At 49.3% G+C, this 17,859-nt stretch carries 14 protein-coding genes; 13 read left to right on the plus strand and 1 reads right to left on the minus strand.

The annotated features are described in order from the left end of the window. The first annotated feature begins 82 nt into the window (after positions 1–82). From acpP to AC4EVX_RS05745, 11 genes are all read left to right on the plus strand, one after another. The gene (gene acpP / locus AC4EVX_RS05695; RefSeq protein WP_308450642.1) at positions 83–313 is read left to right on the plus strand and encodes an acyl carrier protein; all 231 of its coding nucleotides are present in this window, start codon (positions 83–85) and stop codon (positions 311–313) included. A gap of 126 nt (positions 314–439) precedes the next feature. Further along, on the plus strand, positions 440–1,132 hold the full coding sequence (rnc, locus tag AC4EVX_RS05700; RefSeq protein ID WP_308450641.1) for a ribonuclease III: 693 nt from the start codon (positions 440–442) through the stop codon (positions 1,130–1,132). 6 nt (positions 1,133–1,138) lie between these two features. After that, entirely contained in the window at positions 1,139–4,699 is a 3,561-nt protein-coding gene (gene smc, locus AC4EVX_RS05705) for a chromosome segregation protein SMC (RefSeq protein WP_490159760.1), read from the plus strand. 115 nt (positions 4,700–4,814) lie between these two features. Further along, positions 4,815–5,756, plus strand: a complete 942-nt coding sequence (gene ftsY, locus AC4EVX_RS05710) for a signal recognition particle-docking protein FtsY (protein WP_177978157.1) — start codon at positions 4,815–4,817, stop codon at positions 5,754–5,756. A gap of 124 nt (positions 5,757–5,880) precedes the next feature. Further along, positions 5,881–7,158, plus strand: a complete 1,278-nt coding sequence (gene ilvA, locus AC4EVX_RS05715; RefSeq protein WP_177978156.1) for a threonine ammonia-lyase — start codon at positions 5,881–5,883, stop codon at positions 7,156–7,158. 179 nt (positions 7,159–7,337) lie between these two features. Then, positions 7,338–8,594, plus strand: a complete 1,257-nt coding sequence (locus tag AC4EVX_RS05720) for a chloride channel protein (RefSeq protein WP_177978155.1) — start codon at positions 7,338–7,340, stop codon at positions 8,592–8,594. Positions 8,595–8,683: 89 nt separating this feature from the next. Next, complete coding sequence (locus AC4EVX_RS05725) at positions 8,684–10,000, plus strand: amidohydrolase (RefSeq protein ID WP_490159761.1); 1,317 nt, start codon at positions 8,684–8,686, stop codon at positions 9,998–10,000. Between the two features lie 302 nt (positions 10,001–10,302). Continuing rightward, positions 10,303–11,136, plus strand: a complete 834-nt coding sequence (locus AC4EVX_RS05730) for an ABC transporter permease (protein WP_490159762.1) — start codon at positions 10,303–10,305, stop codon at positions 11,134–11,136. Between the two features lie 15 nt (positions 11,137–11,151). Then, on the plus strand, positions 11,152–12,189 hold the full coding sequence (locus AC4EVX_RS05735; RefSeq protein WP_177978154.1) for an ATP-binding cassette domain-containing protein: 1,038 nt from the start codon (positions 11,152–11,154) through the stop codon (positions 12,187–12,189). Positions 12,190–12,226: 37 nt separating this feature from the next. After that, on the plus strand, positions 12,227–13,381 hold the full coding sequence (locus tag AC4EVX_RS05740; protein WP_308450635.1) for an ABC transporter substrate-binding protein: 1,155 nt from the start codon (positions 12,227–12,229) through the stop codon (positions 13,379–13,381). Positions 13,382–13,502: 121 nt separating this feature from the next. After that, on the plus strand, positions 13,503–14,282 hold the full coding sequence (locus AC4EVX_RS05745; RefSeq protein WP_177977319.1) for an ABC transporter permease: 780 nt from the start codon (positions 13,503–13,505) through the stop codon (positions 14,280–14,282). A gap of 134 nt (positions 14,283–14,416) precedes the next feature. On the opposite strand, the gene AC4EVX_RS05750 is transcribed toward AC4EVX_RS05745, so the two are convergent. Next, positions 14,417–15,340: a PfkB family carbohydrate kinase gene (locus AC4EVX_RS05750; RefSeq protein ID WP_308450634.1), complete on the minus strand. Its 924-nt coding sequence runs from the start codon at positions 15,338–15,340 to the stop codon at positions 14,417–14,419. A gap of 259 nt (positions 15,341–15,599) precedes the next feature. On the opposite strand from AC4EVX_RS05750, the gene AC4EVX_RS05755 reads away from it, so the two are divergent. Together AC4EVX_RS05755 and AC4EVX_RS05760 are read left to right on the plus strand one after the other, a co-directional pair. Next, entirely contained in the window at positions 15,600–16,307 is a 708-nt protein-coding gene (locus AC4EVX_RS05755) for an FCD domain-containing protein (protein ID WP_177977317.1), read from the plus strand. Between the two features lie 76 nt (positions 16,308–16,383). Continuing rightward, the gene (locus AC4EVX_RS05760; protein WP_308450632.1) at positions 16,384–17,697 is read left to right on the plus strand and encodes an amidohydrolase; all 1,314 of its coding nucleotides are present in this window, start codon (positions 16,384–16,386) and stop codon (positions 17,695–17,697) included. Positions 17,698–17,859 lie beyond the last annotated feature (162 nt).

Raw genomic sequence — 17,859 nt, forward strand, 5'->3', positions numbered from 1 at the left:
CAGACAGTAAAACAAAAAGTAAGTAAAAACCAACAGAAAACAAAAAAAGAAGAAAAAGAAATAGAAAGAGGAGAGAAAAAATATGGAATTCGAGAAGCTTCAGAACATTATTGCGGAGGTTATGAACGTAAGCGCAGATGAGATCAGCATGGAGACCACTTTTGTTGAGGATCTGGGAGCAGACTCTCTGGATATTTTCCAGATCATCATGGGAATCGAGGAGGAGTTTGACATCGAGATCCCGACTGAGGCAGCAGAGCAGATCGTGAGCGTTGCAGATGCCGTTGATCAGATCAAGAGTGTTCTGAACTAATTGTAAATAATCGGAACAATTCTGGACGAATCGAATCAGAAGAGTCAAAAAAGAGATGAGCAGAGAAACAAAAAGGGGCTGTCGGGAGTGTCCGTGCGCCCCTTTTGCTTGTAAAAAGGAGAAAACATGAATCGCGAATTGAAAGAACTGGAACAGAAAATAGGTTATCAGTTTCAGGATGAAAAGTTATTTGCCCAGGCAATGACACACAGCTCCTATGCAAATGAGCACCGTCTGAGCAAGGCCGGATGCAACGAGCGTCTGGAGTTTCTTGGAGATGCCGTTTTGGAGGTTGTCTCAAGTGACTTCCTTTTTCACATGTATCCGGACAAGCCGGAGGGTGAGCTGACGAAGATCCGCGCGAGCATCGTGTGCGAGCCGACTCTGGCATACTGTGCAGGGGATATTGATCTTGGTTCCTATCTGCTTCTTGGAAGAGGCGAGGAGGCAACCGGTGGACGAGGACGCAATTCTGTCGTATCGGATGCGATGGAGGCATTGATCGGAGCCATTTATCTGGATGGTGGTTTTGCTAATGCAAAAGAGTTCATACATCGCTTTATTATGAACGACATTGAGCACAAACAGCTCTTTTATGATAGCAAGACAATCCTTCAGGAGATGGTGCAGGCTACCACGGAAGATCATCTGGAGTATGAGGTTCTGCGCGAGGAGGGACCGGACCACAACAAGACATTTGAGGTGAGAGCGCTTCTCGGTGGCGAGGAGATCGGTCGCGGAACCGGAAGAACAAAGAAGGCGGCAGAGGCAGTCGCTGCCTATCGGGGAATTTTAAAGCTGAGAAATAATAAGGAATAATCGAGCATGTATTTAAAAAGCATAGAGATTCAGGGCTTTAAATCATTTGCAAACAGGATTCTCTTTGAGTTTCACAACGGAATCACCGGAATTGTGGGACCGAACGGAAGCGGAAAGAGCAATGTTGCAGATGCGGTTCGCTGGGTTTTGGGCGAGCAGAGAGTCAAGCAATTGCGCGGTGGGACGATGCAGGACGTCATCTTTGCCGGAACGCAGATGCGCCGTCCGCAGGGATTTGCCTATGTTGCAATCACACTGGACAACTCGGATCACCAGCTGGCGGTTGATTTTGATGAGGTGACGGTCTCGAGACGGCTGTACCGCTCCGGTGAGAGTGAGTATCGGATCAATGGAACGGCGTGTCGTCTGAAGGATGTCAATGAGCTGTTCTACGATACGGGTATCGGAAAAGAGGGATACTCGATCATCGGTCAGGGACAGATCGACAAGATTTTGAGCGGAAAGCCGGAGGAGAGGCGTGAGCTTTTCGATGAGGCTGCCGGGATTGTGAAGTTTAAGAGACGAAAGGCGCTCGCACAGAAAAAACTCGAGGATGAGAAACAGAATCTTGTCCGCGTGACGGATATTCTCGTGGAGCTGGAAAAACAGGTCGGACCGCTTGAGCGACAGGCGGAGACCGCAAAGAGATATTTAGCACTCAGAGAAGATCAGAAGCGCTGTGAAGTCAACCAGTTTTTGATGGAGACCGAGGAGTTTCAGGCTCAGGCGGAAGCGATCAATGAGAAATTAAAGATTGCGGAGGCAGATCTTTCGCAGGTCAGGGCGCAGTCGGATGCACTGAAAGAGTCTTACGGAAAACTTGAGCAGGAGACTGCTGAGCTTGATCTTGAGATCTCGGAAAAGCGCACGCTCTTAAATCAGCATGAGATGGAGGCGGGAAGCCTTGAGGGACAGATCAATGTCCTCCACGAGCAGATCAATACCGAGAAGATGAATGCAGAGCATATCCGCTCGCGCATGGAGACGGTGCTTCGCGATTTAACAGACCGCAATCAGCAGATGGAGTCCTACCGGATCACAAAGGATGAAGCATCCGAGAAGGCATTAGAGAGCAGTCAGCGTCTGACGGCACAGACGGATGAACTTCGCAGACAGGATGAGAATCTTGCATTTCTCGAGCAGAAGATCGAGGAGGCAAAGAATGGAATTATCACAGCGTTAAATGAGAAAGCCTCCCTCACGGCGAGAGAACAGCGCTATGAGGCGATGCTTGAGCAGGTTCAGGTGCGTCGCTCGGAGGTCAGCCAGAAACTTTTAAAGATCAAGAGTGATGAGTCGGTTCAGGATGAGCAGATCGAGAATCAACAGGTTGAGATTGGGCGCGCAAAGGAGAAACTTGAAACACTGAAAAGCGCGCAGGCGGAGTCGGAGAGTCAGCAGACTCTGCTTGAGAAAAGCTGTCGAAAACTTCGCCAGTCGCTCTCGGAGGCACAGCAGGAGCAGAAGATTGCGTCTGCAAAGCTCGATTCCCTGCGAAACCTTGCAGAGCGCTATGAGGGCTATGGAAGCAGTACACGGCGTGTGATGGAGCAAAAAGCGCGTGTTTCCGGAATTCACGGAGTCGTTGCCGATCTGATCACGACGAAGAAAAAGTATGAGACGGCGATCGAGACGGCTCTCGGCGGAAGCATTCAGAATGTAGTGACGGATTCCGAAGAGACCGCAAAAGAGCTGATTGAGTACCTCAAGAAAAATCGTTTCGGTCGTGTGACGTTTCTTCCACTCACAAGTATCGGTCAGGGCGGAGGATTTTCAAGACCTGAGGCGCTCTCTGAGCCGGGAGTCATCGGTCTTGCGAGTGATCTCGTCTCAACGGAGGCACAGTATCAGGTGCTTGCGCTTCATCTGCTCGGTCGCGTGCTCGTCGTCGACACGATCGATCATGCGATTGCACTCGCAAGAAAATTCCGCTACACACTTCGCATTGTGACCTTAGAGGGCGAGCTTTTGAGCGCCGGAGGTTCGATGACGGGTGGTGCGTTCAAGAATACGAGCAATCTGCTCGGAAGAAAGCGAGAGCTTGATGAGCTTGAAGGGCAGTGTGTGCGTGCCGGTGAGAAGAGTCAGAGACTTGCTCAGGAACTGAAAGAGCAGGAAAACGCTCTCGCAAAAGTACAGAGGGAGCGGACAAAACTGAATCAGAATGTGCAGGAGGCTTCGATCCGCTACAATACCGCTACGCTTGCCCTCAAACAGATTGAGACGAGAAGAGAGGAGATCCGCGAGTCTTCAAGAGATCTTGTGCTTGAAAACGGACAGCTCGAGACTCAGATCAAGGAGATTGAGGCGAGTCGGAGAAAGGTCAGAGAGGAGACGGGGATTCTCGCAAAGAAGAATCAGGACTTCAACGAGGAGATTGAAAAGCGGGGAAGCGAGCTGGAAAAAGCCAAGCGCGAACGTGAGCTTGCATCTGCAAAGCTTGAGCAGATCCGTATGGAGGAATCGACACTCAAGCAGAATGAGGCATTTGCACAGCAGAATATTTCCCGTGTAGAAGAGGAAATTGGCAAACTCGAGGAAGAACTCAAATCGCTCAGAGGTGGGAGCGAGGGGTCTGAGGACGCCATTGACCAGAAAAATCAGGAGATCGAGGCACTGAAAGCGCGGATTTCGGATTCGGCGAAAGAGAAGGAAGAACTTGCGAGCTCTCTTGAAAAGAAACTTGCTGACCGCGAGGCAAAGGGAAAACGCCAGAAAGAATTCTTTGATCAAAGGGAAGACCTCTCCGGTCAGATCAGCCAGCTTGACCGCGAGGCTGTCCGCCTGCAAAGCCAGAGAGAAAAGCTCGAGGAGAAGCAGGACGGACGGATTCATTATCTCTGGAACGAGTATGAGCTCACGCCGAGCGTCGCAAAGAATCTTCGTGACCCCGATCTTCATGATCTTTCAGATCTTCGTGCTCGGGCAGATTCCCTCAAACAGCAGGTGCGGGCACTCGGAAATGTCAATGTCAATGCAATTGAGGCGTACAGGGAAATCTCAGAGCGCTATCTGTTTATGAAGGGACAGCACGAGGATCTTGTGCAGGCGGAGGAAGCGCTTGTAAAGATCATTGAGGAGCTTGATCTCGGAATGCGCCGTCAGTTTGAGGAAAAATTTAAGGAGATTCGGCAGGAGTTTGACCGGGTGTTCCAGGAACTCTTCGGAGGAGGTCACGGAACGCTGAACCTTCAGGATGATGAGGATATCCTTGAGGCGGGCATCCAGATTATTGCACAGCCACCGGGCAAGAAACTCCAGAATATGATGCAGTTGTCCGGAGGAGAGAAGGCACTGACCGCAATCTCTCTGCTGTTTGCGATCCAGAATCTCAAGCCGTCACCGTTCTGCCTGCTCGATGAGATTGAGGCGGCACTCGATGACTCAAATGTCGACCGTTTTGCAGGGTATCTCGGCAAGTTGACGAAGAACACGCAGTTTATCGTCATCACACACCGAAGAGGTACGATGATGGCATCCGACCGTCTCTACGGAATCACGATGCAGGAGAAGGGTGTCTCCACACTTGTGTCGGTAAATCTGATTGAAGACCAGTTGGATGAATAGAAGAAGTTGGACGAATAGAAGAAATTAAGGAAATAACGAACGAATTCATGTTTGAAAAGAAAAACATGGATTTCTGTGACAGAATGTATTAAAATCGACTTATGGAGGTGGACGAGTGGAAGAGAAGAAGAAAAAGGGATTTTTCAGCCGTCTCGTGGAGGGGCTGAACAAGACGAGAGAAAATATTGTGAGCGGAATGGACTCGATCTTCAGCGGATTTTCCTCGATTGATGAGGATTTCTATGAGGAGCTTGAGGAGACTCTGATCATGGGCGATCTTGGAATCAAGACCACGACGACGATCATGGAGGATCTTCGTGCAAAGGTCAAGGCTCAGCATATCAAAGAGCCGTCTGAGTGTCGTCAGCTTCTGATCGATTCGATCCGCGAGCAGATGAACCTCGGAGAGAATGCTTACGAGTTTGAGAATCGCAAATCCGTTGTCCTTGTCATCGGTGTCAATGGAGTGGGAAAGACGACTTCGGTCGGCAAACTTGCGGGTCAGCTCAAGGATGAGGGCAAGAAAGTCATCCTGGCAGCGGCAGATACCTTCCGTGCGGCAGCGATTGAGCAGTTGACGGAGTGGGCGAATCGTGCCGGAGTCGAGATCATCGCCCAGCAGGAGGGATCGGACCCGGCGGCTGTCATCTATGATGCGGTTGCAGCGGCGAAATCCCGCCATGCGGATGTTCTGATCTGCGATACCGCAGGTCGTCTTCACAACAAGAAGAACCTGATGGAGGAGCTTCGCAAGATCAACCGGATCATTGACAAGGAGTATCCGGATGCTTACCGCGAGACGCTTGTGGTTCTCGACGGAACGACCGGACAGAATGCGATGGCACAGGCAAAGCAGTTTATGGAGGTGGCGGACATCACCGGCATCATCCTGACAAAGTTGGACGGAACCGCAAAGGGTGGAATTGCTGTGGCAATTCAGTCAGAACTGGGAATTCCGGTGAAATATGTGGGAGTTGGAGAGAAGATTGAAGATCTTCAGAAATTTGATTCCGAGGACTTTGTAAAGGCACTTTTCGAGACCTCAAAGACAGAATAGAAAAAAACATTACCGTACACAGGTAGGAATTTTAGACAGACAGAATGAAGAACAGCTGTCAGACGTCAGGGATCTGTTTTTTGATCGGATCGGGCGGATGATGGCGGGAAAAGAGGGAAAAGACATGGATCAGGAAAAGAACGAGAAGAGCATCGTAGAAGAGAACAACGAACAGGAGCTGACACTGGAAAAATTTGAGGAGGCTTCCGAGATCGTCAAGGAGGTAACTTCCGAGACGAAGCTGATTTACAGTGAGTATTTTTCTTCCATTACCGGAAACAAGGTATACTTAAAGCCGGAGAACATGCAGTACACCGGTGCTTACAAGGTGCGCGGTGCTTACTACAAGATCAGCACCCTCTCAGAGGATGAGAAGAAGAAGGGACTGATCACCGCTTCCGCAGGAAACCATGCGCAGGGCGTTGCCTATGCAGCAAAGCTCGCAGGAATCCCGGCAACGATCGTAATGCCGACGACGACCCCTCTGATGAAGGTTAACCGCACGAGAAGCTACGGTGCAGAGGTTGTGCTCTACGGAGATGTGTTTGATGAGGCGTGCGAGTACGCATACAAGCTGGCAGATGAGCACGGCTACACCTTTGTTCATCCGTTTAATGACCTTGATGTGGCAACCGGTCAGGGTTCGATCGCAATGGAAATCATCAAGGAACTGCCGACGGTTGATTACATCCTGGTTCCGATTGGTGGAGGCGGTCTGTGCACCGGCGTTTCCACTCTGGCAAAACTGCTCAATCCGAACATCAAGGTAATCGGTGTTGAGCCGGCTGGCGCAAACTGCATGCAGGCATCCTTAAAAGCAGGTCATGTGCTGACTCTGCCGACGGTCAACACGATCGCAGATGGTACCGCAGTAAAGCGCCCGGGCGAGAAGCTCTTCCCGTACATCCAGAAGTATGTGGATGACATCATCACCGTTGAGGACTCCGAGCTGATCGTAGCCTTCCTCGACATTGTAGAGAATCACAAGATGGTTGTTGAGAACTCCGGTCTTCTGACTGTCGCAGCACTCAAACATCTGAATGTGAAGAAGAAAAAGATCGTTTCCATCCTCAGCGGAGGAAACATGGACGTCATCACGATGTCTTCCGTTGTACAGCATGGTCTGATCCAGAGAGACAGAATCTTCACCGTTTCTGTTCTGCTTCCGGATAAGCCGGGTGAGCTTGCAAAGGTTGCAACTCTTCTTGCGAGTGAGCGCGGAAATGTCATCAAGCTCGAGCACAACCAGTTTGTCAGCATCAACCGAAACGCAGCTGTGGAGCTTCGCATCACGCTTGAGGCGGAGGGTACCGAGCACAAGAACAAGATTGTTCAGGCACTCAGCGATGCAGGATATCGTCCGAAACTCGTAAAGTCCAAGGGAAGTTGCTACAATGAGTAAGAAGAAGTCATACGCTTCACACATTACATTTTGCAGGCGCTGACTTAAAACTTGAATATCGTCAATGCAGTTAAGGAAAATGTAGTTAAGGAAAAAGAAACAAGACAGCCGGGTGTCTCAGTGGGATATGGGATATCCGGCTGTTTGTTGAGAGGGACAAAGAGGGGAAAACGGGAAAGATGGAAGAATACAAGGAGAAAACCCCGCTCGGGGCAAATATTCATTATTTTATTAAATGGACACTGATCTCGGTGGTGACGGGATGTATCGTTGGTCTGGTGGGAACTGCATTTGGAAAGGGCGTCGCGTTTGCAACAACGTTCTGGCAGAGTCATCACTGGAGTCTGTTTCTGATGCCGGTAGTCGGACTTTTCATTGTCTGGCTCTACCGCGTTACAAAGGAGGAGAAGAACCGAGGAACGAACATGGTGATCTCCTCGATCTCCTCAAATGAGAAGATTACGCTGGCGACAGCGCCGTTGATTTTCTGTTCGACGATCTTGAGCCACTGTGTCAGTGCATCCGTCGGAAGAGAGGGAGCTGCCTTACAGCTTGGAGGTGCGCTCGGCGATCTGTTTGGAAGTGTGCTTCGTCTTGATGAGAAGGACAAGAAGATTGCGGTTATGTGTGGAATGAGCGCCTGCTTTGCGGCCGTGTTTGGGACACCGCTTGCAGCGGGAGTCTTTGCGATGGAGGTTGTGAGCATCGGTGTCATGTATTATTCGGCTCTTGTGCCGTGCTTGTTTGCCTCATTTATCGGAGCCGGGATTGCGGGAAAACTTGGACTTGCACCGGAATCATTTCCGGTCAGCGAGATTCCGGCGATGAGCATTTCCGGAGCAGTCTTTGCGGTGATTCTTGCGATGGTCTGCGCGTGCGCGGGAATTCTTCTGTGTGTTTCCTTGCATAACAGTGGAAAGCTCGCTCAGAAACTTGTGCCGAATCCTTATCTTCGCGTTCTTGCAGGAAGTGCGATTTTTATTGTGCTGACGCTGATTTTTAAGGAGCGTTATTACAATGGCGGAGGCATGCAGTTGATTGAGCGCTGTTTTGAGGGCGAGAGCGTTCCGGTCTATGCGTTTCTGATGAAGATTGTGTTTACCTCGATTGCACTCAGCGCTGGATTCAAGGGCGGTGAGATTGTGCCGACGCTGACGGTTGGAGCGAGTGTCGGCTACCTGTTGACAGGTGTGCTTCCGCTCCCGTCTTCACTTGGAACTGCAATGGGAATGGCTTGTTTGTTCGTGAGCGTGACGAACTGTCCGGTCTCGACGATTCTGATGGCATTTGAGCTGTTTGGATTTGAGGCAATGCCGTATTTTGCGATTGCGGTTGCAGTCAGCTTCACGCTCTCGGGATATTATGGGCTGTACAGCAGTCAGAAGTTTATTTATTCCAAGATTCGCAATGAGTATATCAATCGGAAGTCTCATTAAAATCTTATTAAATGAGTGGCTGTCTGGGCAGCTTCAGGTATTTTGGGATGTTTTACATGGAGTTTATTTTTGTAAAGAGGGAGGACAAGATGAAAACGAAAATCAACCATGCATGGGTTTTGACGATGAACCAGGAGTTTCAGATGTACCGGGATGGGTATGTCGTGATTGAGGATCAAAAGATTGTTGAGACAGGAGACGGAGAGGGGCCGAGTGATGTGGATCAGACCGTGAACGCACAGGGCGGAATCCTGATGCCGGGCATGATCAACACGCACAGCCATATCTCAATGATTCCGTTTCGCTCGATGGGCGATGACTGTCCCGATCGTTTGAGAAAGTTTCTCTTCCCTCTTGAGCTTGAGGCGATGACACCAGAGCTTGTGTATCGTGGGGCACGTTATGGGATCTGTGAGCTTCTGCTTTCAGGGGTGACGACAATCACCGACATGTACTATTTTGAAGAGGAGGCCGCGAGAGCCTGCGAGGAGATGGGAATCCGCGCATGGGTCGGTCAGACGGTTATTGACCAGCCGACCTGCGATGCGAAGGACGGAAGAGAGGAGCTTGCGCGCTGTGAGAATTTTTTGAAAGAGTGGGCAGGTCATGATCGGATTCATCCGATCGTCGCTCCACATGCGACAAACACGAACCCGCCGGAGCTTTTAAAAGAGGCCTATGAGCTTGCAAAGAAGTATCAGACACTTTATACCCTCCATGTCAGCGAGATGGACTATGAGATGACGATGTTCCGCGATAAATACGGAAAGACTCCGATCGAGTTTCTCTATGATCTCGGAGTGCTCGGACCGGATACGCTTGCAGTTCACTGCATCCATGCGACACCGAACGATGTACACTTATTTGCTGAAACGGGGACAAAGGTGGCACATTGTGTCGGGGCAAATATCAAGGCGGGAAAGGGAGTTGCACCAGTCAAGGAAATGCTTGAGTCCGGTGTCGTTGTCGGTGTCGGAACGGATGGACCGTCCTCTGGAAATACCCTCGATCTCTTTACACAGTTTAAGATGATTGCCGGTCTTCAGAAGACGCACTACCATGACCGCAGTGCGATGCCGACGCAGAGTATTGTCGTAATGGGAACGAAAGGCGGTGCGTGTGCACTCGGAGCGGAGACAGAGATCGGAACGATTGAGGTTGGAAAGTGCGCAGATCTTGTCCTTGTCGAGACGAAATCGGTCAACATGTTCCCGGTCTACAATCCATATTCAGCTCTCGTCTACTCGGCAAATGCCTCAAATGTAGATAAAGTCTGGGTCAATGGAAGACTTCTTGTCGATGGTCACAAACTCGTGAATGTCTCGCTTGATGCGGAGAGAGAGGCACTGATGCATGAGATGCCGGCGTTTGTCCGTCAGGCGGAGACCTACGCGGATGTGCTGTAAAAGGACTCCTATTCTTAGTTGCATAAGGAAATTTATAAAAACAAGGTTGACTTTTGAATCACATAATGATATGGTATATTTATTAAAAAATGTGATAAGAGATAAACTAAATATAAGAGGGACTGTTTAATAAAAGCAAAATTGCTTATAAATGAAGAGTCCCTTTTTGATTGGCATTGGAGTCGAAAAAGAAGGATGAGAGTCAAACGATATCATTCAAAAGATTCGGAAGATGCGATTTCAAAGATGCCTTCGGTTTGTCCTGTCATCATGATTTACATGCAGAAAGGTTGGGAAGACCATTGTTAGAGAAGAAGACAAAGATTTATCTGTTATTTATTCTGCCGGGCTGTCTGTTTCTTGCGGTATTTATGCTGATTCCGCTGTTCTCCCTCATTTTCAAGACGTTTTTCGATGAGAGTGGAGCGTTCTCCCTGGCGAATTATTTCACCCTGCTTCAGAGTACTTACTTTCAGCAGGTATTTTGGCGAAGCATTCGCTTGAGCCTGATCAGCACGATTGTCTGTGCCGGTCTGGGATTTCCGACCGCCTATTACATTTCCAAGTATTCCAAGAACAAGGGTGTGCTGATGGCGCTTGCCGTCTTCCCGATGTTCACGAGTCCGGTTATCCGCTCGTTCAGCTGGATGGTTATTCTCGGTAAGAAGGGCATTATGAATCAGATGCTTGTGTCGACCGGTCTGATCCATAAGCCGATCAGCCTGCTCTATAATGAGTTTTCGATGGTCGTTGGTTTCATTCAGCTCTTCCTTCCGCTGATGATTCTCTCTCTGATCGGTGTGATGGACAACATTTCGGAGGATCTGAATCTGGCAGCGGGAAGCCTTGGAGCTTCCAAGATGGCGACGTTCCGCCATGTGGTTTTGCCACTGAGTATTCCGGGACTTGTGACCGGAAGCGTTCTCGTCTTTACCGGATGCCTGACTGCGTACACGACCCCTCAGCTTTTGGGAGGTACCGATACCCGAGTGCTTGCGACGATGATCTATCAGCAGGCGATGTCTTTAGGCGACTGGACACAGGCTTCCGTAGTTGCGGTTGTGATGATTGTTGTGACGATTCTCGTCTCGAGTGGCATCAACGCAATCAGCCGAAAGTTAAACCCGACGATTTGATAAAAGGAGAAGATTATGGCACTTCTGGAATTACAGAATATTACAGCTGGATATGACAAAAACATCATTCTGAAGGATTTAAACTTTCAGGTGGAGAAAGGAGAACTCGTCTCCCTGCTCGGCTCGAGTGGCTGTGGAAAGACAACGACGCTTCGTCTGATTGCAGGATTTTCCAATCCGATTGACGGACAGTTTATTTTTGACGGAAAGGACTACACGAACGTTCCATTGAACAAGAGAAACTTCGGCTTCGTGTTCCAGAGCTATGCTCTGTTCCCGCACATGACGGTGTTTGACAACGTGGCATTCGGACTCAGAATGAGAAAGACTCCGGAGGATCAGATCAAGAAGGAAGTTCTTGAGATGCTTGAGACCGTAGATCTGAAGGGATTTGAGAATCGTTTCCCGAAGGAGATGTCCGGTGGACAGCGTCAGCGAGTTGCGCTTGCCCGTGCGCTGGTGATCAAGCCGGATCTTCTGCTTCTCGATGAGCCGCTCTCGAACCTGGATGCGAAACTGCGCGTCAAGATGCGTGTGGAGATTCGTCGTCTTCAGCAGAAATTTGGATTTACCGCAATCTATGTTACTCATGATCAGGAGGAGTGCTTTGCAATCTCTGATAAGGTTGCGATCATGAATCACGGTGTGATCGAGCAGATGGATACCCCGTCTGCAATCTACAATCATCCGAAGACCGAGTTTATCGCTCATTTCGTTGGATTTGAGAATTTCCTTGACCTGAAAAAGACCGAGACCGCAGGCATTTATCTTGCGGACGACGGTACAAAGATTCAGGTGGCGGACAGAAAAGAGGGAGAGAACCTGCGCGGATGCATCCGCCCGGAGGACATTCTGATGGTTTCGGCGGGATCTGAGGCACCAAATCAGATTTCCGGAGAGATTCTGGTAAGTACATTCCTTGGAAAGCGCAATCAGTACAACGTGCGCACCGCAATCGGTGAGTTCGAGGTCAGCACTGACCAGGAGAGTGTTTACAAGGCAGGAGACAAGGTGGCACTGTCTCTGACCCCAAATAAAATCATTTTGCTTTAAAATTTTGTTTTAACGAAGGAGAGGAAGGAAAAGGATTATGAAAAAGAAAATCATGAGCGTTGCAATGGTCGCACTGATGACCGCATCCCTGACTGCATGTGGCGGTTCTGCAAAGGAGGAAACCACCGCACCGGCATCCGAGGCAGAGAAGACAACGGAAGCGGAGCAGAGTGAGGCAACTGAGGCAGGCAGTGAGTCTGCTGATACCGCAGATCTGGGAAATTTTGAGGGTCAGGAGCTTCGTGTTTCCACCTTCTCTTTCAATGCAGAACTGCTTCAGAAGAACGTTTATGATCCGTTTGAGAAGGCAACCGGCTGTAAGCTGATTGTTGAGGGCGGAAAGAACGCAGAGCGTGTAACCAAGATCAAAGAGACTCCGGACAATTACGATGTCGTTGTGATCGGTGATTCCTTTGTCGCTGATTTGATGGATCAGGGTCTGATCGATACGATCGATTCCACGAAACTGACGAATCTCGATGGTCTGTATGACGTTGCAAAGGCACCGTTTGGCGAGGAATACGGTCCGGCTTATACCTTCAACCGTCTGGGAATCGTTTATGATAAGTCCACCTGCCCGATCGAGATCAAGTCCTGGGCTGATCTGTGGAATCCGGAGCTTGAGGGTTCGATTGCAATCCCGGATATTACGACGACAACAGGTCCGCTGTTCTACTACTCTGTTGCAGAGATGGAGAACCTGACTCCGGGCAAGGATGACGATGCAATCTTTGCAAAGATGGAAGAGTTAAAGCCGAACGTAATGAAGACCTACACCAGTGCAAACGACACGATCACAATGCTGAATCAGGGGGAGATCTCCGTTGCAGTTCTTCTTGACTACTCCTACACCTCCGCAAAGTCCGCTTCTGAGGATTATGTATGGGTAGATCCGACTGAGGGAAGTTACAGCGGTTTCAACACAATCAACATCATCAAGGGAACCAAGAACAAAGAGCTGGCAGAGGCATTTGTAAATTTCTACATCTCTAAGGAAGTTCAGGAGGCAGAGGCACTTGACGGTGTAGATGCTCCGGTTCGCAAGGATGTAGAGCTGACTGAGGAGCAGGCAGCAAACTTTACTTACGGCGAAGAGATGATCAACAGCCTTCAGATTCCGGATTGGGCAGTCATCAACGAGAACAAGGCTGACTGGACAAACCGTTGGAACGAGCTGTTCTCTGTACAGTAATCCATCTGTTCCTGTATATGGGCAGGTATTTTCTGAACGGAAAATGCCGTATGATACAGTGATACTTATCTCTCTGCTGACAGACAACATTAGGAATTAAAAAAGAGGAGCAAAATACATCATGAAGAAGAGTAAATCTCTGTTGGCCGTCACGATCCTGGTTTACATCTTTCTGATCGGACCCCTGCTTGTCATCATGGCAGCGTCCTTCAGTGAGACGAATTATCTGAAATTCCCGGGAGAAGGATTCACACTTGAGTGGTATCGTCAGATCCTGAAAGTGAAATCTTTCGGCAGTGCGGCAAAATACAGCACCATCATTGCATTTGTTGCTACATTTATCGCCCTGATTCTGGGACTTCCGGCAGCTTATGCACTGAATCGTTACCGTTTTAAGGGAAAGGAAGTCATCAAGGGTATGTTCCTTTCTCCGGTGCTGATTCCGGTGATTGTACTCGGATTCGTGATGTTGCGCTATGTCGTGAATCGTTTTCACCTTCCGGCTCTGCCGAGTCTTCTGATCGGTCATACGATTCTTTCGATTCCGTATGTGATGCGAGTGATCACCTCGAGTCTTGCAAACTTTGACTTCTCGATGGAGGAGGCAGCGCGGATTCTCGGAGCAAGCAGTGGATACACCTTTTTCCACATCCTGCTTCCGAACATCAAGTCCGGTATTGTCTCTGCCTGCATCATGGCAGTGATCAACTCCTTCAACAACGTATCCCTGTCTGCCTTCCTCACAAGTGCCGGTGTATCGGTACTGCCGATTGAGATGATGGCATATGTGGAGTATCACTTTGATCCGACGATCGCAGCGCTTGCGACGCTGATGATGGTGATTACGCTTGGCGTTATGCTGATCATTGAGAAGACGTTGGGACTTCAGAGTGTGGTTTAAAATCGATTAGGTCCTTTGGATTAGATTTAGAAAAATATGGGGCTGTTGCCTTGCAGAGGAATTTCCGGATGAAGTTCTTCTGTCAAGCGACAGCCCCTGTTTTTATAGGGAATTCTGGTTAATGTTACTGGATTTTATTTAATTAGTTTTGCAAGGGCTTCCGGGAGCGGTGGAAGAAGCTCTGCGGGGAGAGTACCGCCCTTGACACCAACGATTGCGGAAGAAACCTGGTTTGCGTAGGCGATGGAGTCATGAAGCGGAAGACCAAGTGTCAGACAGGCGAGGATCGTTCCGATGTGGGAATCTCCGGCGCCAATTGTGTCGACGATCTTCTTTGCCGGGACAGGAGGAACGAGGTAGGAAGTTCCGTCTTTCTCAATGCAGAACGCTCCGTCAGCGCCGAGGGTGATGATGACGGTGTTCTGTGTCTTCTCGTGAAGAAGGCGTCCGGCTTCCTTAACATCTGTGCATCCGCTTAGATCCATCGCTTCCTGCTCATTGATGTGAAGCATCGGGTGAAGTGCCATCATTCGGTCGGTGCGCTCAGCCGAAATCCGTTTTCCGCGCGGTCCCGGGGCATAGCAAACGGTCAGCGAAGGGTGATCCTCCAAGTATTCGATGAGGTTGTCGCCGGTCTTCTCCTCAATTTCAAGTCCGCATACATAGACAAGACCATATTCATCTGCAGGATAAGGTTCCATCCATTCTTTTTGAAAGGTGTATTCGACACCGTGATAGGAGAGAAACGTGCGCTCTCCGGAAGCCTCAACGAGGCAGTAGCAACAGCCATTCTCCTGGTCGGGAACGGAGACAGAGATCGGGATTCCTGCACGTTTCATATTGGAAGCAACATAATCGCCGAACATTCCACTTCCGACCGGGGTGATGAAGGTGTGCGGAGCGTGAAGAAGACGGAACATCTGAGCGGTATTGAATGCACATCCGCCAAGTGCCATGCTCTGAGAAGTCGGACGGAGATTTTCCTGCGTCTTTGGAAGATGGTCGACATTGATGATGACATCCACGCAGGTGGAGCCGATGATAAGTGCTGGTTTCATGAAAGTATGCCTCCTGACTGTGTAATTTCTGAGATTGTGAAACTCGATAAATTTCCACAGCTGTTTCTGCTGACAGTGCTTGTCAGGTGTGGAAATTGTGTGTGAAATAGCACAAAAATATTCCAATTTATTATAAGGCAAGAACAGGTTTCTATCAAGAGCGATGCTTGTAGAAAGCAAAAAAATGTTCTATAATAGTTACAGTTTGTGCAGCGCATAAACAGGAACAGAAAATTTTGCAGGAAAGGGAAAAAGGCAGATGATTCTTGTACTGGAAAAAAAGCGGAAAGAATCGGCAAAAGAATACATCATGCGGATTCTCCTCGATAATATTGTCAACGTCAGATTAAAACCGGGGGATCAGCTTCTTGAGAGAGATTTCTGTGAACTTTGCGGTGTAAGTCGGACACCGTTTCGGGAAGCACTTTTGGAACTGGCGCAGAGACATCTGGTGGAGATTCGGCCAAAGATCGGTACCTATGTCTCTTATATTGATCTGGATCTTGTCGATGAGGTGCGCCACATGCGAAGTGTTCTGGAATCAGAGCTTGCAAGGATGGCATGCAGAATGATCGGGGAAGACGATTTGAAAAAACTTCGGGAGAATGTTGCACGCTGGAAAGTGTGTGTCGAGACGGATCAGGTCGAGGAGAGTCTTGTCCTTGACAAAGAGTTTCACGGAATGATTTATCAGCTGTGTGGGAGAGGCTACTGGCATGAGCTTGCAGAAGGGTTGGCTCCTCATTTTGACCGAACTTCAACGTTAAAGTATCTGTGCAGATTGGCAACAGAAAATGTGATTCAGGATCATGAAGAACTGCTCGATGCGATTGAAGACAGGGATGAGGAGAAGGCATCGGAGATTGCGCGCCGTCATTTGAACCGCTATACGGAGAATATCGAGGAGATTCGGGAACATTTTCCGGATTATTTTGTGAAGCCCAAAATGTTGCAAAAAGAAGGATAAACATAATAAGAAAAAAACAATTATAGTTCATACAGAGTGTAAGCTGTGACAAAAATAAGATGATGGGAGAAAAACGATGTACGAGAAGATTACAGAATATGCGCGTATGCTGGATGAGAAGAGCCGGGCGAGAAGAAGAGATTTTCATAAGCATCCGGAGATGGCCTGGTATGAGATGCGAACCTCGGCAATCATTGCAAAGACGCTGACTGAACTTGGCTATGATGACGTGTTGACCGGAAAAGAAGTTTGTCTGGAATCTGCCCGTATGGGAGTCCCGTCGGAGGAGGAGCTGCAGGCTCATGCGAGGGAGGCGATTGCGTGGGGAGCGCCAGAGGAGTATCTGACCGATGAGATGAAGGAAGGATACACCGGAGTGATCGGAATTCTGCACTGTGGGGAAGGCCCGGTTGTTGCTCTGCGTTTTGATATTGATTGCCTTGGAATGAGGGAGGATGCAACCACGGAGCATCGCCCGTACCGCGAGGGCTTTGCGTCTGAGCATTTGGGGTGGATGCATGCCTGTGGTCATGATGGTCATGCGACGATCGGTCTCGGAGTTGCCGAGGTTCTGATGAAGATGAGAGATCAGATTCACGGCACAGTCAAGCTGATTTTTCAGCCGGGCGAGGAGGGCGGAAAGGGCGCACGCGCGATTGTTGCCCACGGTCATCTCGACGATGTGGATTACTTTATCGGAACTCACGTTGCACCGAGCGGTGGTCCGGACGATGGAGATCTGACACCGGGAACCTGGGGCTCTCTTGCAAACTGGAAGTACGATGTGCATTTTTATGGAAAGGCTGCACATGCGGGCGGATTTCCGGAGAAGGGATGCAATGCGATCGTTGCAGCGGCAAATGCAGTCCTCAACCTCTATGCGATTCCGAGACACAGCGATGGCATTACGCGCGTCAATGTCGGCGTGATTGAGGGTGGAACAGGAAGAAATGTGATCCCGGATCATGCGGTGCTTCAGATGGAGGTGCGTGGAGCGACGACCGAGATCAACAGCTATATGGATGAGCAGGCAAAGCGGATCTGTCAGGCAGCGGCAGATATTGCGGGATGTCGGTGTGAGATGGTGCTTCAGGGAGGCGGAGAGTCCCAGCAGAGCGATGAGGATTTCCTCGCCTACATCGGCAATCTTGTCCGCGAGCAGATGCCGGATTTGAAAGTCAGCAGTTGTGAGAATGCACAGAACTGGGGAAGTGAGGACATCTCCCTGATGATGAACCGCGTGCAGGAGCATGGCGGAAAGGCGACTTATATGAGATCGGTAACGGACATGGCATCTGCTCAGCACACGACAGCCTTTGATTTTGATGAGAAGGTGCTTGTCGATGCAATCCGTGTCTTCTCTCTGATTGTGTGTGATCTCCTGAAATAGTTAGTGGGAAAAGCCGGGACGATAAGAGCGTACAAGTGATAAGATAGTAAAAACAATAAGAGAATAAATGCGATAAGAAAGTAACTACGGTAAGCGTCTTAAAAGAAACTTAGAGAAGAGAAGATGACTGACATGGAAGACATGAAAGAAAGGTATGGAAGG

Source organism: Brotaphodocola sp. (genome assembly GCF_983179755.1).